At 63.4% G+C, this 18,322-nt stretch carries 13 protein-coding genes; 9 read left to right on the top strand and 4 right to left on the bottom strand.

The annotated features are described in order from the left end of the window. The first annotated feature begins 249 nt into the window (after positions 1-249). On the top strand, positions 250-1,185 hold the full coding sequence (locus tag DWB23_RS18985) for a D-2-hydroxyacid dehydrogenase (RefSeq protein ID WP_121744375.1): 936 nt from the start codon (positions 250-252) through the stop codon (positions 1,183-1,185). A 25-nt stretch (positions 1,186-1,210) separates the two neighbouring features. Here the strand turns inward: DWB23_RS18985 and DWB23_RS18990 are convergent, their stop codons facing one another. Beyond that, positions 1,211-2,209: an MBL fold metallo-hydrolase gene (locus tag DWB23_RS18990; RefSeq protein WP_121744376.1), complete on the bottom strand. Its 999-nt coding sequence runs from the start codon at positions 2,207-2,209 to the stop codon at positions 1,211-1,213. 4 nt (positions 2,210-2,213) lie between these two features. Beyond that, positions 2,214-3,461, bottom strand: a complete 1,248-nt coding sequence (locus DWB23_RS18995; protein WP_121744377.1) for an acyl-CoA dehydrogenase family protein — start codon at positions 3,459-3,461, stop codon at positions 2,214-2,216. A gap of 146 nt (positions 3,462-3,607) precedes the next feature. On the opposite strand from DWB23_RS18995, the gene DWB23_RS19000 reads away from it, so the two are divergent. From DWB23_RS19000 to DWB23_RS19010, 3 genes are all read left to right on the top strand, one after another. Further along, positions 3,608-4,384, top strand: coding sequence for an IclR family transcriptional regulator (locus DWB23_RS19000; protein ID WP_121744378.1), 777 nt, complete (start codon positions 3,608-3,610; stop codon positions 4,382-4,384). Positions 4,385-5,521: 1,137 nt separating this feature from the next. Further along, positions 5,522-7,780 (top strand): glycoside hydrolase family 3 N-terminal domain-containing protein, encoded by a 2,259-nt coding sequence (locus DWB23_RS19005; protein WP_121744762.1) that lies wholly within the window; start codon positions 5,522-5,524, stop codon positions 7,778-7,780. Between the two features lie 83 nt (positions 7,781-7,863). Beyond that, positions 7,864-8,772, top strand: a complete 909-nt coding sequence (locus DWB23_RS19010; RefSeq protein WP_238717504.1) for a HEAT repeat domain-containing protein — start codon at positions 7,864-7,866, stop codon at positions 8,770-8,772. A 74-nt stretch (positions 8,773-8,846) separates the two neighbouring features. On the opposite strand, the gene DWB23_RS19015 is transcribed toward DWB23_RS19010, so the two are convergent. Both DWB23_RS19015 and DWB23_RS19020 read right to left on the bottom strand, forming a co-directional pair. Beyond that, complete coding sequence (locus tag DWB23_RS19015) at positions 8,847-9,080, bottom strand: hypothetical protein (protein WP_121744379.1); 234 nt, start codon at positions 9,078-9,080, stop codon at positions 8,847-8,849. A 53-nt stretch (positions 9,081-9,133) separates the two neighbouring features. Beyond that, positions 9,134-11,203, bottom strand: coding sequence for an alpha-glucuronidase family glycosyl hydrolase (locus DWB23_RS19020; RefSeq protein WP_238717505.1), 2,070 nt, complete (start codon positions 11,201-11,203; stop codon positions 9,134-9,136). Between the two features lie 254 nt (positions 11,204-11,457). Between DWB23_RS19020 and DWB23_RS19025 the strand changes: the two genes are divergently transcribed. The 5 genes from DWB23_RS19025 (at position 11,458) to DWB23_RS19045 (ending at position 17,861) form a co-directional block, all read left to right on the top strand. Next, entirely contained in the window at positions 11,458-13,137 is a 1,680-nt protein-coding gene (locus DWB23_RS19025) for an ABC transporter substrate-binding protein (protein ID WP_121744381.1), read from the top strand. A 34-nt stretch (positions 13,138-13,171) separates the two neighbouring features. Beyond that, a complete protein-coding gene (locus DWB23_RS19030; RefSeq protein WP_121744382.1) occupies positions 13,172-14,170 on the top strand; it encodes an ABC transporter permease in 999 nt (332 codons plus the stop codon). Further along, a complete protein-coding gene (locus DWB23_RS19035; protein WP_238717507.1) occupies positions 14,160-15,173 on the top strand; it encodes an ABC transporter permease in 1,014 nt (337 codons plus the stop codon). The genes DWB23_RS19030 and DWB23_RS19035 overlap by 11 nt, the downstream gene beginning before the upstream one ends. Next, entirely contained in the window at positions 15,173-17,395 is a 2,223-nt protein-coding gene (locus DWB23_RS19040; protein ID WP_121744384.1) for an ABC transporter ATP-binding protein, read from the top strand. Before DWB23_RS19035 ends, DWB23_RS19040 begins: the two co-directional genes overlap by 1 nt. A 97-nt stretch (positions 17,396-17,492) precedes the next feature. Continuing rightward, positions 17,493-17,861 carry a hypothetical protein gene (locus DWB23_RS19045; protein WP_121744385.1) on the top strand — a complete coding sequence of 123 codons (369 nt, stop codon included), beginning with the start codon at positions 17,493-17,495 and terminating at the stop codon, positions 17,859-17,861. Positions 17,862-18,322 lie beyond the last annotated feature (461 nt).

Here is an 18,322-nt window from a genome sequence, read left to right on the forward strand (position 1 = left end):
CCCGAATCCAGTGACCCCTCGTGAGCAAACCGCGTCGTCGGTCACTCACGGGGCGGAAGAAGGCGAGCGGAGAATCACTCGCGAGTATCCCACTACGGAGCGGCGAATCGCCGCTCGAACGGTGATCGCGGACCGTACTGTTTTATCAGTATCGCCCCAAGGCATGCGTATGCTGCCTCGTATCCGCTGTCACCGACCGAGAATCGCTGCACGCGTCCGACGCGAACCCGAGTACGAGGATCGCAATCTATGACCGTTGTCGTAACGCCGTACGTTTTCGAGCAGGGCGGGCCGCTTCTGGTCGACGAGATTCGCCAGCGCCGTCCCGACATCGACCTCGAGCGCTCCGACGAGGAGGGCGTTCTCGAGGCGGTCGCCGACGCCGAAATCGTCGTGACCGGCAGACTCCCGGAGGACGTGCTGGCCGCCGCCGACGACCTGCGCTGGGTACAAGCGCTCAGCGCGGGAACGGACGCCTACGATCACGACGCGCTCGCCGAGCGCGGTGTGGCGCTAACGACCGTATCGGGCATCCACGCACGGCCGGTCGCCCAGCAGGTGATGGGATATCTGTTTCACTTCGAACGGCGGTTCGATCGCGCGATCGCCCAACGACGCAACCGAGAGTGGGAGCGCTACGTCGCCGGCGAACTCGGCGACCGGACGGTCGGCATCGTCGGCGTCGGTGCCATCGGCTCGCAGATCGCCGAATACTGCACCGCGTTCGGTGCCCGAACCGTCGGCGTCAAACGCGATCCGACCGATGCGCCGGCGACGCTGGACGCCGTCTACGGACCCGCGGATCTCGAGCGCGTTCTCGCTAAGAGCGATTACCTCGTACTCGCCTGTCCGTTGACCGACGAGACGCGGGGGTTGATCGACGCCGATGCGCTGGCGACAGTGTCCGATGAGTCGGTTCTCGTCAATATTTCACGTGGTGGCGTCGTCGACCAGCGAGCACTCGAGGTGGCGCTCGAGACAGACGAACTCCGCGGTGCTGCGCTGGACGTTTTCGAGGAGGAACCGCTCCCCGAGGACTCGCCGCTGTGGGATCACGACAACGTGCTCGTGACTCCCCACGTCGCCGGGGCGACGCCGCACTACTGGAGGCGGTGTGCCGACGTCTTCGTCCGGAACTACGATCGGTTTTTCGAGGGCGCGGACCTCGAGAACCGGGTCGTCTGAGACGGTCGGGTCGTCTCCCGTTCGATCACAGTGATGCCTTTCTGGCGGCGTACTCCCGGACGCCGTCGTGCTCCACGTACTCGATCCGCTCTCGTCGTTCTAACGTCCCGAGCGCGCCCAACGTATCGAGAAGCTGTGCCGGATGCCGAACCTCACCGACTCGATTGCGGGTGAGTTCCATCGGTGTCGCGGGGCCGATAGTCACGACGGCCTCGAGCGTGTCAGCCGTGAGGGACTGGAGTTCGTTGCGCGTGTGCTCGATGGCCCGCTCGGAGTCCGTAAAGACGGGGCCGTGACCCGGAAACACGCGATCGAACGAGCGGCCCTCGAGTCGGTCCATCGCCTCGTGGAACGCGTCTACGGCCTCGTAGGCACCGTAGTCGATCCCGACGTGGATCGCTCCGGGCCGAAACGGTTCGATGAGCGCGTCGCCGCTGAAGAGGATCCGCTGATCGCCGACCGTCACCGCGAGGCTGGCGTGGTGGATCTGATGGCCCGGCGTGTGGACGGGTTCGAACTCGAGCCCTGCGGCTTCGAACGAGTCGCCGAACTCGAAGCCGACGGCGTCGGTCGGTTCGAGCAGTTGCCGGTTTCGGCGCAGCGAGTCCTGCGCGCGTTCGATCTCGCGTTCGATCGCTTCGCCTCGGTAGCCCGCGGACACACCGATGTCGCGGACGCCGTTGGCTAGGTCGTCCGGATCGCGCTCGAGTTGTTCGAGCACCGCCGACGGTGCGTACACCGTCGCACCGGCCTCGCGAAGCAGCGGCACCTGCCCGATGTGGTCGCTGTGTGGGTGGGTGACGACGGCTGCGTTGACATCACCCAGTTCGTACCCCTGCACTGCCAGCCCGTCCCGGATCGTCGTCTCGGCTCGTTCGTCGGGGTTTCCGGTGTCGATGACGATCGGATCCGGGGTTTCAATCACGTACGCGGCGGCGTGTTTGGGCGGCCACTCGATGTCGAAGTCCAGGCGCGTGATCTGCACCGGGAGCGGTCCCGCTGCACGATCTGTCGGGTCGCTCATCGCTTCAGATGAGTTCCCGAGCGATCGTCCGCTTTTGGATCTCGTCGGTCCCCTCGAAGATGCGGAAGACGCGGGCCGAGCGGTAGTTGCGTTCGATCGGGAGCTCTTTCATGAAGCCGGCACCGCCGTGAACCTGCATCGCGACGTCGGCCGCGTCGTTGGCGAGTTGCGCGCCGCGGAGTTTCGCCATCGATTCCTCCTTGCGAGCGCGTTCGCCGTTGTCCATCTTCCAGGCCGCGTACCGGTAGAGCTGACGGACCTGCTCGATGTCCGTTGCCAGCTCCGCGAGCTGGAAGGAAACGCCCTGTCGGTGACCGATCGGTTTGTCGAACGTCTCCCGGTCGCGGGCGTACTCGACCGACATATCGAGCAAATGTTGTGCGGTCCCGACGGAGCCCGCGGCGATGTTGATCCGCCCGCCGCCGATCCAGCTCATCGCCGACTGGAAGCCCCGACCGACCTCGCCGAGTACCTGCTCTTCGCCGACTCGACAGTCGTTGAAGTAGAGTTCGGAGTGGGTTCCGGGAGTCATTCCCATCGCGCGGTGGATCTTCCCGACCTCGAAACCGGGATTGTCCGCGTCTACGAGGAAACAGGTGATCCCCTCGAGGTCGCCGTCCTCGCCACTCGTTCGCGCGAAAACCATGACGAAATCGGCGTACGGGCCGTTCGTGATGTACACCTTCTGGCCGTTAATAACCCACTCGTCGCCGTCCTCAGCGGCCGTGGTTTCCGAGGCGTCTGCCGGGCTCTGCTCGACTGAGTCCTTCTCCGCGCTGGTGTCCATGTAGTGGGCGTCACTGCCGTGACCCGGCTCGGTCAGCGCGAAGCAGGTCGTGATCTCGCCGTTCATCAACGGTTCGAGGTACTCCTCGCGTTGCTCCTCGTCACAGGCGAGCAGGATAGGGGTCGGTCCGCCGGCCCCGCCGAAGATGGCGCTGTGAAATCCCGGCGGCCGGTTCGACACGTGTTCGCCGACGATTGCGCGCGTGAGGATATCAACGTCGCCTCCGCCAACCTCCTCCGGCATCGTCATCCCGTAGAAGCCCGCTTCGACCGATTTCTGGCGGATCGTCTCGACGATATCGCGGTATTCGGGTACCTGTCGGTGGTCCTCGTCGACGATATTCTTCTCGTAATCCTCGTTGAGGAACTGTTCGTGCTCGTTCTCGAGCGGCGCGACTTCCTGGTCGATGAAGTCGTCGAGTGCCCGATTGATCTGTGCGGCTTCGGACGGTTCGCGAAAGTCCATAGCCTATATGACAGAACGCGACACATAAGTGTTACCGTACCTCACGGGCCTGCTGCGGAGCGGTATGCGCTCGTTCGCCGAAGCGTTCGGGACGACGCTGTTCAATAGAGCAGAACAATTATGACACTCTACCGGTAATCTGTCGTATGGCAACACCGGACACGGATGAAGCGGACAGGGTCCAGGCGGTAGTAAAGTCCCTCGACGTCCTCGAGGCGCTCTGGCAGGCGGAAGGCGCTGGGGTGACCGAGTTGACCGAGCGCACGGGACTGGCGAAGAGTACGGTCCACGCACACCTGACGACACTCCGTTCGAAGGGGTACGTCGTGCAAGACGGCGACGAATACCGACTGAGCCTTCGGTTTCTCTCGTTCGGTGAGCACGTGAAACACGCAGAGCCGCTATACGCGGCCGCAAAGGCCCCCATCGAGGATCTCGCAAATCAAACTGGCGAACGAGTACTCTGTTCAACCGAGCAGAACGGTCTCGGAACCGTTATTCGCGCCTGTGATGGTGATCGGTCGGTCACCTCGAGCATCGACGTCGGGACACCGACGTACCTTCACTGTTCGGCCGGCGGAAAGGCGATACTCGCTCACTTCGACGACGGGAAGATTGATCGGATCATCGCAAGTTGGGGGCTCCCCGCATTTACCGACGAAACGATCACGGACCGGGAGACGCTCATCGCGGAACTCGAGGAGATCCGCGAGACGGGAATCGCGTACAACCACGGCGAGTACTTGCCCGGAATCAGCGCCATCGGCGCACCGATACTCGACAACGATGGGGCCGTCTACGGTGCCGTCACTATCGTTGGCCCCCAACACCGTCTCGAAACCGAGTGGGAACACGACGAGTTGCAAAATCAACTCCTCTCCACCGCGAACACGATCGAAGTAAACCTGCTGTTCGCGGAGTAAGGGACTCGCGCGGGGCACTCGTTACTGCGTTCGGTCGGGCTGAACGGACGAATTCGTTCCGTCGGCGGATTATCTGTGCAATGCTCCGGCGAGACGGTGTTTCACCGCGATTTCGCGTGTTTGCAGACGCGGAACGGCGTTCGTATTACAAACATACGATTGTAAGGGGGTGGTTTCCGTCGATCGCTCGGCGGTGAGAGAGTCGCAGGGCGCTCGTTCATACCTCCAACGGGATCCGACCTTCGCGCCGGCGGGCGTACCGATTTATTACATTCGTATGTGTGTAACGGAAGCGTCGATGGATCTAGAGTTCTCCCGTCCTCCGGCACGAGGGGACGACACACCGAACGGATGTCGTCAGCGACGTTGACGACGAGATCCGCATTGCCAGCGACGTTGACTACAGCCCGTAACGTCGGTAGCTGCACCAGTGACGGATACGGGTTCCAGTGTGAGCCGAATCGAACGAGCGTCGGACTGAATCGAGTTCGACAGAGCATGACCAACTGGTAGCGACACCAGTCACCATTTCACACGGGTAGAACGATGTTATCTATTGGCGAACAATCCTTGTGATATACTCTCACTGTACAACTGAGTTTTACAAGCATACTTCTGTAAGCGCGGTTTCGATAACCGAAACGCCCTACTCGGCAAATTTCGTGCGTATCACGGTCCGAAACCGAGAGACTCGCTGGTAAACGGAGGCGAACCGTTTGCCGCGGGTAATCACCCGAGAACCGGTAGCTGTGGTGTGTGAACCCGACTCACTGCACGAGCCTCGATCAGTTCATTTGGTAGTGATATTACGGTAGCGTTCTCTATAAGCGAACATGTAGGTAGCAGTACAGACATGTAATTCGTCGATAGGGAACCGGTCGAGACCGGACATGGAGGGTGACCCGTCCTCGGACGGGTAGTGGAGGTCGTGACAGCGACGGTCTACTCGCCGCTCGAGCGAGCCCTACTGTCGACTCCGGGACCAGAGATCCGACGAGCGGAAGAGAACCGGCGTAGCGGACCCAGTCCGAATCATTAAGACTCTGGATTGTGAGGTGCCACTTGATGGAAACTAGTCCAAACCGCGGCGTCGCCGAGACGCCGGCCGAGCGGCGCGTAGCGAACCTCCTCGAGGAGATGACGCTCGAAGAGAAGGCGGCACAACTCGGTTCCGCGAACGCGAACAAACTCCTGGATAGCGACGGTGAACTCGACGAGGATGCCGTTAGAGAGCATCTTTCGACCGGTATCGGACACCTAACTCGCATCGGTGGAGAGGGGGGATTGTCCCCGTCAGAGGCGGCCGAACGGACGAACGAACTTCAGACGTATCTTCAGGAGGAAACGCGTCTCGGAATCCCAGCCGTTCCCCACGAGGAGTGCCTCAGCGGGTATATGGGACCGGAGGGCACGACGTTCCCGCAGATGATCGGAATGGCGAGCACGTGGTCGCCCGACCTCCTCGAAACGGTCACTGATACCATTCGCGACCAGTTAGCGGCCATCGGAACCACGCACGCGCTGTCTCCGGTCCTCGACGTCGCCCGCGACCTCCGGTGGGGCCGCGTCGAGGAGACGTTCGGCGAGGACCCGTATCTGGTCGCAGCGATGGCCTGTGGCTACGTCGACGGGCTTCAAAGAGACGCTGACGGCGTCACTGCCACACTCAAACACTTCGTCGGTCACAGCGCCGGTGAGGGCGGGAAGAACCGGAGTTCGGTCAACCTCGGACGGCGCGAACTCCGCGAGACGCACATGTTCCCCTTCGAAGCGGCGATCCGAACGGCGGACGCCGAGTCGGTCATGAACGCCTATCACGACATCGACGGAGTCCCGTGTGCCAGCGACGAGTGGCTCCTGACCGACGTGCTCCGTGGCGAGTGGGGGTTCGACGGGACGGTCGTCTCCGACTACTACAGCGTCGAGTTCCTCCGGAGCGAACACGGCGTCGCCGCGGACGAACGCGAGGCGGGCGTCGCGGCCCTCGAGGCCGGCATCGACGTCGAACTCCCCTACACGGACTGCTACGGCGAGCACCTCGTGGACGCCGTCGAGGCCGGCGAACTCGCCGAGGAGACGCTCGACGAGGCGGTTCGTCGCGTCCTCAGCGCCAAGGCACGGAACGGGCTTCTCGACGATCCGACGGTCGATCCCGATGCGGCGTCGGAGCCGTTCGGCACCGACGAGGCGCGGGACCTCACCACGCGCGCCGCCCGCGAGTCGATGACGCTCCTGAAAAACGACGACGAGTTGCTCCCGCTGATCGGCGAGGAGACGGACGCCGTCGCGGTCGTCGGTCCGAAAGCCGACGACGCCCAGGAGCTCATGGGCGACTACGCGTACCCCGCCCACTACCCCGAGGAGGAGGTCGAGTTCGAGGCGACGACGCCGCTTGACGCCGTCCGCGAGCGAAGTGACGAGTGCGGGTTCGAGGTGCTCCACGAGCGAGGCTGTACGACCACCGGCCCGGAGACGGACGAGTTCGACGCGGCCGCGGACGCCGCCGCAACTGCGGACGTCGCCCTCGCGTTCGTCGGCGCGCGCTCCGCCGTCGACTTCTCGGATTCGGACAAAGAGCGGATCAACAAGCCAAGCGTCGCCACCAGCGGTGAGGGCTGCGACGTGGTCGATCTGGGGCTCCCCGGCGTCCAGCGCGACCTCGTCGAACGCGTACACGAGACGGGGACGCCGGTCGTGGTCGTCGTCGTGAGCGGCAAACCCCACTCCCTCGAGTGGATCGCGCGGGAAGTTCCGGCCGTCGTGCAGGCGTGGCTCCCCGGCGAACGTGGCGGCGACGGCATCGCTGACGTCCTGTTCGGCGAACACAACCCCGGCGGGCACCTTCCCGTCTCCATCCCGCGAACGGTCGGACAGCTCCCGGTCCACTACAACCGGAAGCCCAACACCGCAAACGAGGAGTACGTCTACACGGAGAGCGCCCCGCTCTACCCCTTCGGCCACGGGCTGAGTTACACCGACTTCGAGTACGGCAATCTCTCGCTGTCGACCGACGAACTCCCGCCGGCCGGGACGATCACCGCGAACGTGACCGTCGAAAACACTGGCGACACTGCGGGCGACGACGTCGTTCAGCTGTACGCGAGTGCGGAGAACCCCGATCAGGCTCGCCCGGTTCAGGAACTCGTCGGGTTCGAACGCGTCTCCCTCGAGCCGGGCGAGGCGAAGCGGGTCAGTTTCGAGGTCGACGCCTCGCAACTCGCCTACCACGACCGGGACTTCGACCTGACCGTCGAAGAGGGACCCTACGAGTTCCGCGTCGGCCACTCGGCAGCCGACATCGCCGCGACCGCCGCCTTCGAGGTGGCCGGAACGAAGGAAGTACCGCGGACCAGCCGGACGTACTTCACCGAGACTGACGTCGCGAACGTCGAGTAACGACGCGGACTGTCGGTGTCCCTACCGGTACGTCTGGTAGCACAACCCGCACGTATTTACCCTCCGGTGCGTACCACACGTCCATGACGAAGGACTCGCCAGTGCCGCTCGACGGAGTCGCTCTCGAGTCGATAACCCGCGCTGACATCGACGACGCGGAGCTACGTGCGGCCCTCTCCTCATCGGACCCGCTGGTCCGACGGCGAGGCGTCGAAGTCTGTGAAACGCTCGCCGAGGAGGGGGTCGACGCCGTGCGCCCGGTCCTCGACGAGGTCGCGTCGCTCGCCAACGACGACAACGCCGCGATCGCGCTGCGTGCGATCACCGTCCTCAGGACCGTCGTCGAACGCGATCCGGCGGCGCTCGAGGGGCGGCTGACCACCCTTGTCAGCACTGCTGGCGCAGAGATCGTGGACGTACAGCTGACCGGCTCGAGCGTCCTTGCCACGCTCGTCGTCGAACGTCCCGATCTCGTTGCACCGTACGTACGGCGGGTGATCGAAGGGATTCGAGCCACCGAGCCCGATCCGGAGAGCGAAGACCTCAGCGACGTGGTAACCGACGAGGTGACCCGGCGCACGATACGGGATCACGAGGACGAAGAGCGCAAACGCCGAATCTCCGCCCGTCACACGCTGAGTAACGTCGTCGTTGCCGCTATCGAATCGGAGCCCCGGTCGGCGGTCGACGCCGTCGACGAACTCGTCACGCTGCTGGACGACGCGTATCCGGCCGTCTCCGGCGGCGCGATCGACGCGCTCGCCGAACTGGCGGCGGAGAAGCCGGAGGCCGTCGCCCCGGCGAGCGACCGGCTGGTCGACCGTCTCGACGACGATAGCGTCTCCGTGCGTGCGCGTGCCGTTCGAGCGCTCGGCCACCTCGGGGACGACGCCGCCGTGCCGAAGCTTCGAGAAGTCGCTGCGGCGGACGCCAACGAAGACGTTCGAGAGCTCGCGACCGAGACCGCGAACTTCCTCGCCGACGCGTCGTAATCACGACGCTTTACGAACGGCGCGAACGCGCCGTCTTCGGGTCCGGGTCGAGAACTGGCACCGAGCGAGCCGGCTCAGTCGTCCATCGCGCGTTTCGTGCAGTACCAGTACGTCACGCTGAAGAAGACGAACGCTCCGACCACGAGAACGATGTCGATGAGGAGGATGAGAAACGCCTCGTCGCCCGGTTCGACGAACGCGGCCGAGAGCGCGAGGAGGAGTCCCGACGCGATCAACAGCGCGAGGATGACCTTCATCTGCTCGCGCTGAGCGGCGACGAGGTCGAGCAGCGTCGAGGTTTTCGACATGGTGTGTGGATGGAGAACACACGTGAAAAATTTATCGATGATCGTAGAGCCGGCTACCCGTCTCGAGCGCGCCCGCGCTCGTCGGGGATGCCCGAGTGCTCGCGGAAGTACGCGGTGAGCACGTCCCGCCACCGCTCGGCCTGCGCGACCTGTTCGCCGAACCGCTCGGCGACGTGGCGGTACCGCCGCTCATCGACGCGTCCCTCGAGCGAGCGCCACCGTTCCCGGAGCCGCTCGACTTCTTCGACGCCCGCGAAGCAGTTGTCGTAGAGCCGCTGGACGACGGTCGTCCCGTCCTCGAGTTCGTGGTCCCAGGGGAGGTGGTGGAAGAAGAGAAGGAACTTCTCGGGGCACGTTTCCACGGAGCCGTAGCGCTCGGCGACCGGCTCGCGGTACTGCGTGACGTAGCCGCTCCCGCTTTCGGTTCGGTCGACGCCGATCCCGTCCTCGCTCGCGCCGTGATAGCCGGGCCACTCCGCCGGCGACGGGTAGTAGTGGTTCTCGAGGTACTCCTCGCCGTTGTGCATCATGTGCATGAGTCCGAGGCCCCCGGTCTCGTAGTCGACGCAGGCCTCCCACGAGTCGTGGAGGATCTCGGTGACGGTGTCGACGACGTCTGCGTCGTCGTCGAACGTCTGTCGGACCCACTCGCGGGTGATCGCCTCGGCGGAGCGGTCGGGGTCCCAGGCCGCGCGACCGAAGGCGTAGAGGTTCGACTGAGAGAGGTAGTGTCCGGTCCAGTTGTAGTCCTCACCGACGTTGCCGACGCCGACGACGCCCTCACCGTCGCCGTGGAAGAGCGAACTCACCGGGGTCCCCTCGCCGTCCGCGTGCGTGTCGAACTCGAGAACCTCTTTCCACATCGGGAGGTGGGAGGTCGCGTGGACGCCCTGTCCAGTGTACTCCTGGGTGATCTGTAACTCGAGTCCGAGGTCCGTCTCCGGCATCGCGCCGAACAGCGTCGACGCGGGCTCGCGGGGCTGGAAGTCGATCGGACCGTTCTTGATCTGGACGGTGACGTTGTCGGCGAACTCGCCGTCTAGCGGTTCGAACGTGTCGTAGGCCTGTACCGCCCGGTCCTCGTGCGAGCCGTAGACGAAGGCGCGCCACCAGACGCGCCCGCCGTGGGGCTCCACCGCCTGTGCGATCGCGTTCGCTCCGTCCACGTGATCGCGGTCGTAGTCGTAGGGACCGGGCTGTCCCTCCGAGTCGGCCTTGATCAGAAAGCCGCCGAAATCCGGAACGAGGTCGTAGATCTCGTCGGCTTTCGCCCGCCACCATTCGCGGACGCCTTCGTCTACCGGATCGGCGGTATCGAGGTCGCCGACGAGCATCGGAGACGCGAAGTTGACCGAGAGGTACGGCCGAATCCCGTACCGGCGAAACAGCGACGCGAGCCCGGTGAGGTCCTCGAGCCGCCGCGACTCGAGCAGTTGCCATCCCTCGAACGCGTCGAACGCGGCGTTCGCGCTCGCCCGCGGGGGTTTCGTCGTGTTGACGTTGTTGAGGACGATCCCGTTGATCCCGACGGAGGCCAACAAGCGGGCGTAGTCCTCGTATCGCGACCGGAGGTCGGGTAATCGTTCCCAGTCGAAGATCGACTCGCCGGCGTACCCCCGTTCGACGGATCGGTGAAAGGGCGTGTCCCACTGATTCAGCAGCCGGTTCGCGTACGCCGGCTCCTCGCGAACGTCGAGGTCGTCGATCGGTTCGCCGACGCTGAGCAGTCGGAGGAGGTGGAACGTGCCGTACACCAGCCCCCGATCAGTTGGCGCGGTGACGACGAGACAGTCCGTGCCGTTCCAGGTGACCGATCGGACGAGAAACCCCCCGGCCTCGAGATCGGCGACATCGTCGTCCGGAACCGACTCGGCGATCATCGCCATGTCGTCCGGCGTACCGATGGCGAGGAACCCGTCGACCGTCGTCGGCGGATGCTGCCAGAGGTGGGACTCCTCCGCGAGTAGTCCGGGCAGCGCCCGCCGGAGTTCGTCCCGGATCGCGCCGCACTTGGGTGACTTTTCGGCGACGTACGCGTGTCTACACCGTCGTCGGTATGAGGCGAGTCGGTCGTCGTCCGCGACGCGCTCGTACCGGAGCCAGCAGTCGTCGTACTGATTCATCGAGATACGCTCGAGTCGTCGCGGGCGACCGGTAAAACGGTAGTGGTCGATCGCGTGTCCGATCGTGGCTCGTACTCCGAACGACCACAGCGCGTAAGCCGAGCGATTAAAATTGTTTATCGCTCGGCTTGCTTTGATCTAACTAGTGACGAATATGTATCACAATGTTTATTAGCAACTATGGTTATGATTCCCACGTCATGGGATCTGATAGCGGCCCGAACGACTACAGCGATGTGCTCAGTCGTCGGGACATGTTAACGGTGGCAGGGGCATCCGGTATCGCCGCACTCGCCGGCTGTGTCGGTGGGAATACGTCGGAAGAGGGAACGTTCGTCAACGCGTACACCGGCAATCCGAACGATCTTCACTTCAACACGTCGGGAATCCAGAACTATCGATGGCCCGCGGGGCGATCGGTGTTCGCTCCGTTCCTGAAGTACTCGTTCAGCGAGGACGAGTTCCTCCTCGGGGCGCTCGACGACCTCGACTTGCAGGTCGAAGAACAGGAAGTGACGCTCACGTTCCGCGACGATCTGACGTGGGACGACGGGGACGAGTGGACGACCGACGACCTCGACGTCCAGCTCCAGTTGGCGGAGATGACCGGCAGTTCGATTTGGGGATATCTCGATGACTACGAGATCGTCGACGAGAAGACCGCACGCCTGCTGCTCTCCGGGCCGACGAACCCGCGGATCATCCAGTTCGAACTCACGAACTTCTTCGTCGATACGAAAGCGGACGTCCACGAACAGTTCCTGGACCAGGACGAGTCGGAGTTCCTCCGGTGGGCCTGGGAGGATCCCGTTGCCAGCGGGCCCTTCTCGTTCGTGAGCAAGGACCGACAGGCGTTCGAGTTCGAGCCAAATTCCGAGTTCTACAACGCTGATAACGTCAACATCGAGAAGTTCATGATCGAGGACTACGGCGGGAACAACGCCCAGCACCAGGCGCTCATCTCGGGTGAGGACGTCGACGCCGCACCGAGCCTGTTCGCACCGCCGGAGACCGTCGACCAGTTCCCGGACCACGTCGTCGAGGTCAAGATTCCGGCCAAGTGGGGCTACGGTATCGTGTTCAATCACGACGACCCACACTTCGGACAGCGAGCGGTGCGACAGGCGGTCGCACACGTCATCAACCGGCAGAATATCGTCGACAACGCCGGTCCGCGGTCGAAGTTCGTGACGCCGTCGCCCTGCGGTATCGCGCCCAAGGATCAGGAGTACTGGCTCGACGATTGGCAGGACGACTTCGAGACCTACGGCGCCGACGAGAGTCAGACGGACGAGGCGACCCAACTGCTCGAGGACGCCGGATACACGCTGGAAGGTGAAACCTGGCAGGACTCCGATGGCGACACCATCGGCGGGGATTATTACTCGCCCGCGGGATGGACGGACTGGAAGACCATGACGGACACCGTCGTCGATCAACTGAACGACTTCGGTTTCGACTTCTCGGTCAGCACGAGCTCGACGAACGACTGGTTCAATCAGTACTCCAATAGCAACTTCTCGATGGGGAGCCTCTACTGGCTGCCCGGCGGATCGCGGTCGTCGTTCCCGTACTTCCCGCTGCGCTACCAGCTATGGGAGGAGGAGATCGGCGGCGGTCACAACTACCGGGAGAAGGCCCAATCCGAGCAGACGATTCCCGGCAGAGATGGCGAAGAAATGTCGCTCACCCCGCTCGATGTGGTCGACCAGATCGCACAGCAACCGAACGACGAGGAGGCGCGGCCGTACGTCCAGGAGGCGGCGTGGCACAACCACATCGAACTTCCGTTCCTCGGACTCGTGTCCAAGCACGAGCAATCCTGGGTGACGGACGACGACTGGACGATCGCCGACGAGGACAGCCCCAACCGGCAGGTGAAGTGGCCACAGTTCTGGTGGCCCCACGAGGGCGAACTGCAGTACAACGGCTGAGCCACCGATACGATTCCGTTTTAATATCACTAAAATGAACTATTACTTCAAACGGACGCTACAAATTCCGTTGATTCTCGTCGCAGTGGCGACGCTCACCTTCGGACTGATCCGGCTGCTTCCCGGCGGTCCGTTCACGCAGTTGCGGATCGAACTCCTCCAGCAGGGGGTCCCCGCCGAGCAGGTCGACGCGCGTATCGAGGCACTGCAGAACATCAGACCTGACGCACCGCTCTGGCAACAGTACATCGATTATATGATCGGCGTCCTCCAGTTGGATCTGGGCCAGTCGATCTCGCTCAACGAACCGGTCATTTCAGTGATCGCTCGAGCGCTCCCCTGGACCGTCTTCCTCGTCGTGGTGTCCACAATACTGATGTTCATCGTCGGCGTGTTGCTCGGCGCAATCCAGGCGTACTGGGAAGGCTCGCGGTTCGACCAGATCGCATCGGGCGGCTCGATCTTCCTGATGTCGGTCCCCTACTACATCTTCGCCGTGATCTTCCTGTTCTTCCTGGCGTTCCAGCTTCGTTGGTTCCCGACCGGGAACGCCGTCGCTCGAGGTCTCGACGCCTCGCAGCCCCTCCAGTACTTCTCGAGCGTGCTCTACCACGCCGCGCTCCCGATCCTGGCGTTTACGATCGGTGGGATCGGATCGACGGCGCTCAACATGCGCGGGAACGGCATTCAGGTGCTCGGCGAGGAGTACGTCGAAGTCGCCAGACTGCGCGGTCTCTCCGACGGCCGGATCGCCACCCGGTACGTCGCCAAGAACGCCATCCTCCCGATGTATACGGGGCTCCTCCTGTTGATCGGGTTCCGACTCGGGGGGACCGTGGTGCTCGAGGAGATCTTCTCGTATCCCGGTCTGGGCTACTACATGATCGAGGCGGTCGAGGCGAACGATTACCCGCTGATGATGGGGTGCTTCCTGGTCATCACGGCTACGCTCGTCGTCGCGGTCTACATCGCGGACCTGACGTACGGATTGATCGATCCGCGTATCAGTGCAGGTGAGTCAGATGAGTACTGAACCCGATGCCGCCGACGGCATCGACTGGCGTTCGGAGACGTCGGACGTCGAGATGAGTCGCCGCGACCGACTGAACGAGTTCTACGAACAGAAGCTCTACGTGCCAGCCGCCGTCGCGTGGTCCGACAGGCGGACTCGTCTCGGGGTCCTCATCCTGAGCGTCTACCTCCTCATGGCGGTCGTCGATCTGCTCGGGCTCTGGCGCGATGCCAGTACGAATCAGGCCGAGCGGTTCCTCAGGCCGTTCGAGAACATGTCGTATCCGCTCGGGACGACCAACTCGGGGACGGATCTGCTGGCCCTGATCATCGACTCGACGCCGTTCATCCTCCAGATGGTGCTCGCGGGCGGGGTGTGGGCGACCACCCTCGCAGTCATAGTAGGCACCGTCTCGGGGTACAAGGGCGGCACGATAGACACCGTCATCACGGCAATCTCCGACTTCTTCATGGCGATCCCGGGCCTACCGCTCGTCATCGTCCTGGCCATCGCGTTGAGTCCGGAGAACCCGCTTCTCCTCGGGGTCGTCCTGACGATCAACTACTGGGCCGGGCTGGGTCGTTCGATCCGGTCACAGGTCCTCTCGATCCGAGAGGAGAGCTACATCGAAGCCTCCCGTACGATGGGCACGGGTTCGGTTCGTATCATCATCAAGGACGTGCTGCCGAACATCATGCCGTACGTGATGGTCAACTTCGTGCTGGCTGCACGCTACACGATCTTCGCGTCCGTCGGGTTGTACTTCATCGGCGTGTTGCCCTACACGGGACAGAATTGGGGCGTTACATTGAATAACGGGTACGAGCAAGGCGGCCTGTTCTCGATGGATGCCTTCCACTGGCTCCTCGTCCCGATCATCGCCATCGTCGGGCTGGCCTTCGGGCTCGTCCTGCTGAGCCAGGGAATGGACCGGATCTTCAACCCCCGCGTCCGGACCCGTCTCACCGGCGAATCCGAGTCCATCGAGGAGGAAGAAACCGACACGACGACGGAGATGATATAATGGCTACCGACAGCACACCCAGCGATCGAGTCGTATCACCGGAGACCGTCGAAGATCCGATCTTCGAGATCCGAAACACGAGCGTCACCTACAACGAGGGCAAAACGCGCGTCCTCGAGAACGTCAACGTCAGCATCGAGCGAAACGAAGTCCTCGGTATCGTCGGCGAGAGCGGGAGCGGCAAGTCGATGTTCGCCTCCGCACTGCTCGATGCCATTCCCGATCCCGGCGTCCTCACTGGGCAGATCACGTACAACCGGCAGGACGGATCGTCGGTCGACCTCCTCGAGTTGAGCGACGAGGAACTCAGACAGTTCCGCTGGGAGGAGGTGTCGATGGTGTTTCAGGGCGCGATGAGTTCGTTCAATCCGACGATGAAGGTCGGGGCTCACTTCACGGAGACGCTCAAGGCCCACGACAAGAACGTCCCGGAGGGACTCGAGTTCGCCCGCGAACTCCTCGAGAACCTCTATCTCGAGCCCGAGCGGGTTCTCGACGCGTATCCCCACGAACTCTCCGGCGGGATGCAACAGCGGGCCTTGATCGCGTTGAGTATGGTCCTGGATCCGGAGGTGCTGGTGATGGACGAGCCGACGGCCGCGCTCGACTTGCTGATGCAGCGGTCGATTCTGACGTTGCTCGACGACTTGCAGAGCGAGTACGATCTGACGATCGTCTTCATCACCCACGACCTGCCGCTGGTCGCGTCGCTCGCCGATCGAATGGCGATCATCTACGCGTTCCAGTTCGCCGAGATCGGGCCGCGCGACGACATCATCGGAAACTCCGCTCACCCGTACACGCGGAAGCTGTTGAACGCGACGCCGAACATCGATGCGCCGCTCGGGGAGATGCAGCCCATCCCGGGCGAAGGTCCCGCTCCGGTGAACCTCCCGTCCGGGTGCCGGTTCGAACCGCGGTGTCCGCTCGCAACGGAAGAGTGTCGGACTAACGATCCGCCGTTAGCCACGGTCGATGGGGACGACACCGCTCACCGGTCGGCGTGTCACCACCGGGAGCAAGCCCGCGAAGAGATCGAGCTCAATTTCGGCAAGACGAGCGACGACTTCGAGGATACCGCTCCCGCCGAACCGGCGGAACCGGCTGCGAGAACACGCCACGAAGAGCCGGTCGGGACGCCGCTCCTCTCGCTCACCGACGTCGAGGTCCACTTCGAGGAGCAACAGGGTCTGCTCGAGCGGTTCACCGAAGACCCCCGCGTCGTCCGAGCGGTCGACGGGGTCTCGCTCGATATCGAAGAACAGGATCTCGTCTGTCTCCTCGGCGAAAGCGGCTGCGGGAAGACGACGCTGGGGAAGACGATGATCGGCCTCCAGCAGCCGACCGGCGGCTCGATCGAGTACCGCGGCCAGGATATCTGGGAGGCGAAAGAAGGTGGCGGCGAGATTCCGTACGACGACATCCGGTCGGCGCTCCAGATCATCCACCAGGATCCGGGGAGCGCGCTTAACCCCAACCGGCGCATCGTCAACATTCTCACGGAGCCGCTGCGGCACACTCATCCGAACATCAACCAGACCGAACGCCGGAGTCGGATGCACTCCCTGCTCGAGCGCATCGGCATGACCCCGGCCGACGAGTTCCTCGATCGGTACCCTCATCAGCTCTCGGGCGGCGAGAAGCAACGCGTTGCCCTCGCTCGCGCATTGCTGATGAATCCGGACGCGATCCTCGCCGACGAGGCTATCAGCGCGGTCGACGTCTCGTTGCGTATCGAGATCATGGACCTGATGTTGGAACTGCAGGAGGAGTTCGAAACCTCGTTCCTCTTCATCTCCCACGACCTCTCGAACGCGCGGTACTTCGCCGAACACGGCGACGGTCGGATCGCCGTGATGTACCTCGGTGAGATCGTCGAGATCGGTACCGCGGAGCGGCTCATTCACGACCCTCGCCATCCGTACACCGAGGTGCTCCGATGGGCGACGCCGGATCTGGACCTCGACTCGACGGAGGCCAGCGAGCCGCCGCTCAGAGAGGTCGACGTTCCTAACCCGGTCGATCCGCCCTCGGGCTGCCGGTTCCACACGCGCTGTCCGGTCGCCCGCGAGGCCTGTCGAGAGGAGCACCCGACGCTTCGAGAGGTCGACGACGCGGACGGGAAGGCCGCGTGCTTCCGCGAGGATCCGAACCACGAGTACTGGGACAGCGATCCCCTCGACGGGGCCGTCGAGACGCGCGAAGAGATCGCGGAAACCTGAGCGCCGCCGCTCGCTCGGATCGATACGCCTGCGGATCGCGAGGACGCTCCGGCCCGCGACAACACTATTATTACGCGAGCGACTGTAATCTGCACTGATGACACGATACACGCCGGAATGTGCGAACGGAACGCTCTTTCTCGTCGCCGAGGGCGATCGATTCGAGGTCGGAGCGGTCGACGACATCGTGGACGCGGTCGGCGGCGACGTGCACTCGATCGAGTACGATCAGAAACAGCAGACGCAGCCGTGGCTGGAAACCGAGGACGGGGTGCTCGAGATCGACGTTCGCGAGGTGGTGACGACGCTGCCCCACACCGGAGAGCTCGTGTCGGAGCTCCGCGAGTACGATACGGAAACCGACCGGTACGGGCTCCCCAGACGATCGGTCGAGTTCGCTGATCGGCTCGTCGATATCCTCGAGCAACAGGGGACGCAAACGTCGGCTAACGGCGGACAACAGTAACTGGCGCCGGAGCGGCTCGCCGAGGATTATGCTCGTCGGCGGCGAGTTCGCACATCGGTTAGACCTGCGGAACGGTCCGCCGTCGGTAGGCGACTGTCGCGAGAATCCTCGCGCCTGATTCGTCGCTCGTGGTGGTCTCACTCGGCAATCGTCTACTTGCAGATCGAGGCCATTACAGGCGTATACTTGTAATGCTTGATCGATCGTGATCGACGATCGGTCCCTCGCCGGGCCACGACTTCCGCGTTCGTTGGATCGGGTCCGAACCCGGACCCGTACACGTACGCCGCCGAAATTCACCCCGTCCTCGTTTCAGTACCGGCGTCCGGTCTCGGCGCTACTTGCACTCTCGATTGCGCGCGCGTTCGATCGTCCAATCGAGACGGTTGTGGATGGACGGTGATATCGGGAACCAATAAGTCAATAGTATGTCTTATCTGATTTCATCCCCATAATACGTC

This window comes from Natronorubrum halophilum (assembly GCF_003670115.1).
Taxonomy (GTDB): Archaea; Halobacteriota; Halobacteria; order Halobacteriales; family Natrialbaceae; genus Natronorubrum; species Natronorubrum halophilum.

Coding starts and splice junctions, on each gene's coding strand:
- DWB23_RS19005 (WP_121744762.1), top strand. CDS start 5,522: ATGACGCTCGAAGAGAAGGCGGCACAACTCGGTTCCGCGAACGCGAAC.
- DWB23_RS18990 (WP_121744376.1), bottom strand. CDS start 2,209: ATGAGCGACCCGACAGATCGTGCAGCGGGACCGCTCCCGGTGCAGATC.
- DWB23_RS19015 (WP_121744379.1), bottom strand. CDS start 9,080: ATGTCGAAAACCTCGACGCTGCTCGACCTCGTCGCCGCTCAGCGCGAG.
- DWB23_RS19035 (WP_238717507.1), top strand. CDS start 14,160: ATGAGTACTGAACCCGATGCCGCCGACGGCATCGACTGGCGTTCGGAG.
- DWB23_RS18995 (WP_121744377.1), bottom strand. CDS start 3,461: ATGGACTTTCGCGAACCGTCCGAAGCCGCACAGATCAATCGGGCACTC.
- DWB23_RS19045 (WP_121744385.1), top strand. CDS start 17,493: ATGACACGATACACGCCGGAATGTGCGAACGGAACGCTCTTTCTCGTC.
- DWB23_RS18985 (WP_121744375.1), top strand. CDS start 250: ATGACCGTTGTCGTAACGCCGTACGTTTTCGAGCAGGGCGGGCCGCTT.
- DWB23_RS19025 (WP_121744381.1), top strand. CDS start 11,458: ATGTTAACGGTGGCAGGGGCATCCGGTATCGCCGCACTCGCCGGCTGT.
- DWB23_RS19030 (WP_121744382.1), top strand. CDS start 13,172: ATGAACTATTACTTCAAACGGACGCTACAAATTCCGTTGATTCTCGTC.
- DWB23_RS19000 (WP_121744378.1), top strand. CDS start 3,608: ATGGCAACACCGGACACGGATGAAGCGGACAGGGTCCAGGCGGTAGTA.
- DWB23_RS19020 (WP_238717505.1), bottom strand. CDS start 11,203: ATGAATCAGTACGACGACTGCTGGCTCCGGTACGAGCGCGTCGCGGAC.
- DWB23_RS19040 (WP_121744384.1), top strand. CDS start 15,173: ATGGCTACCGACAGCACACCCAGCGATCGAGTCGTATCACCGGAGACC.
- DWB23_RS19010 (WP_238717504.1), top strand. CDS start 7,864: ATGACGAAGGACTCGCCAGTGCCGCTCGACGGAGTCGCTCTCGAGTCG.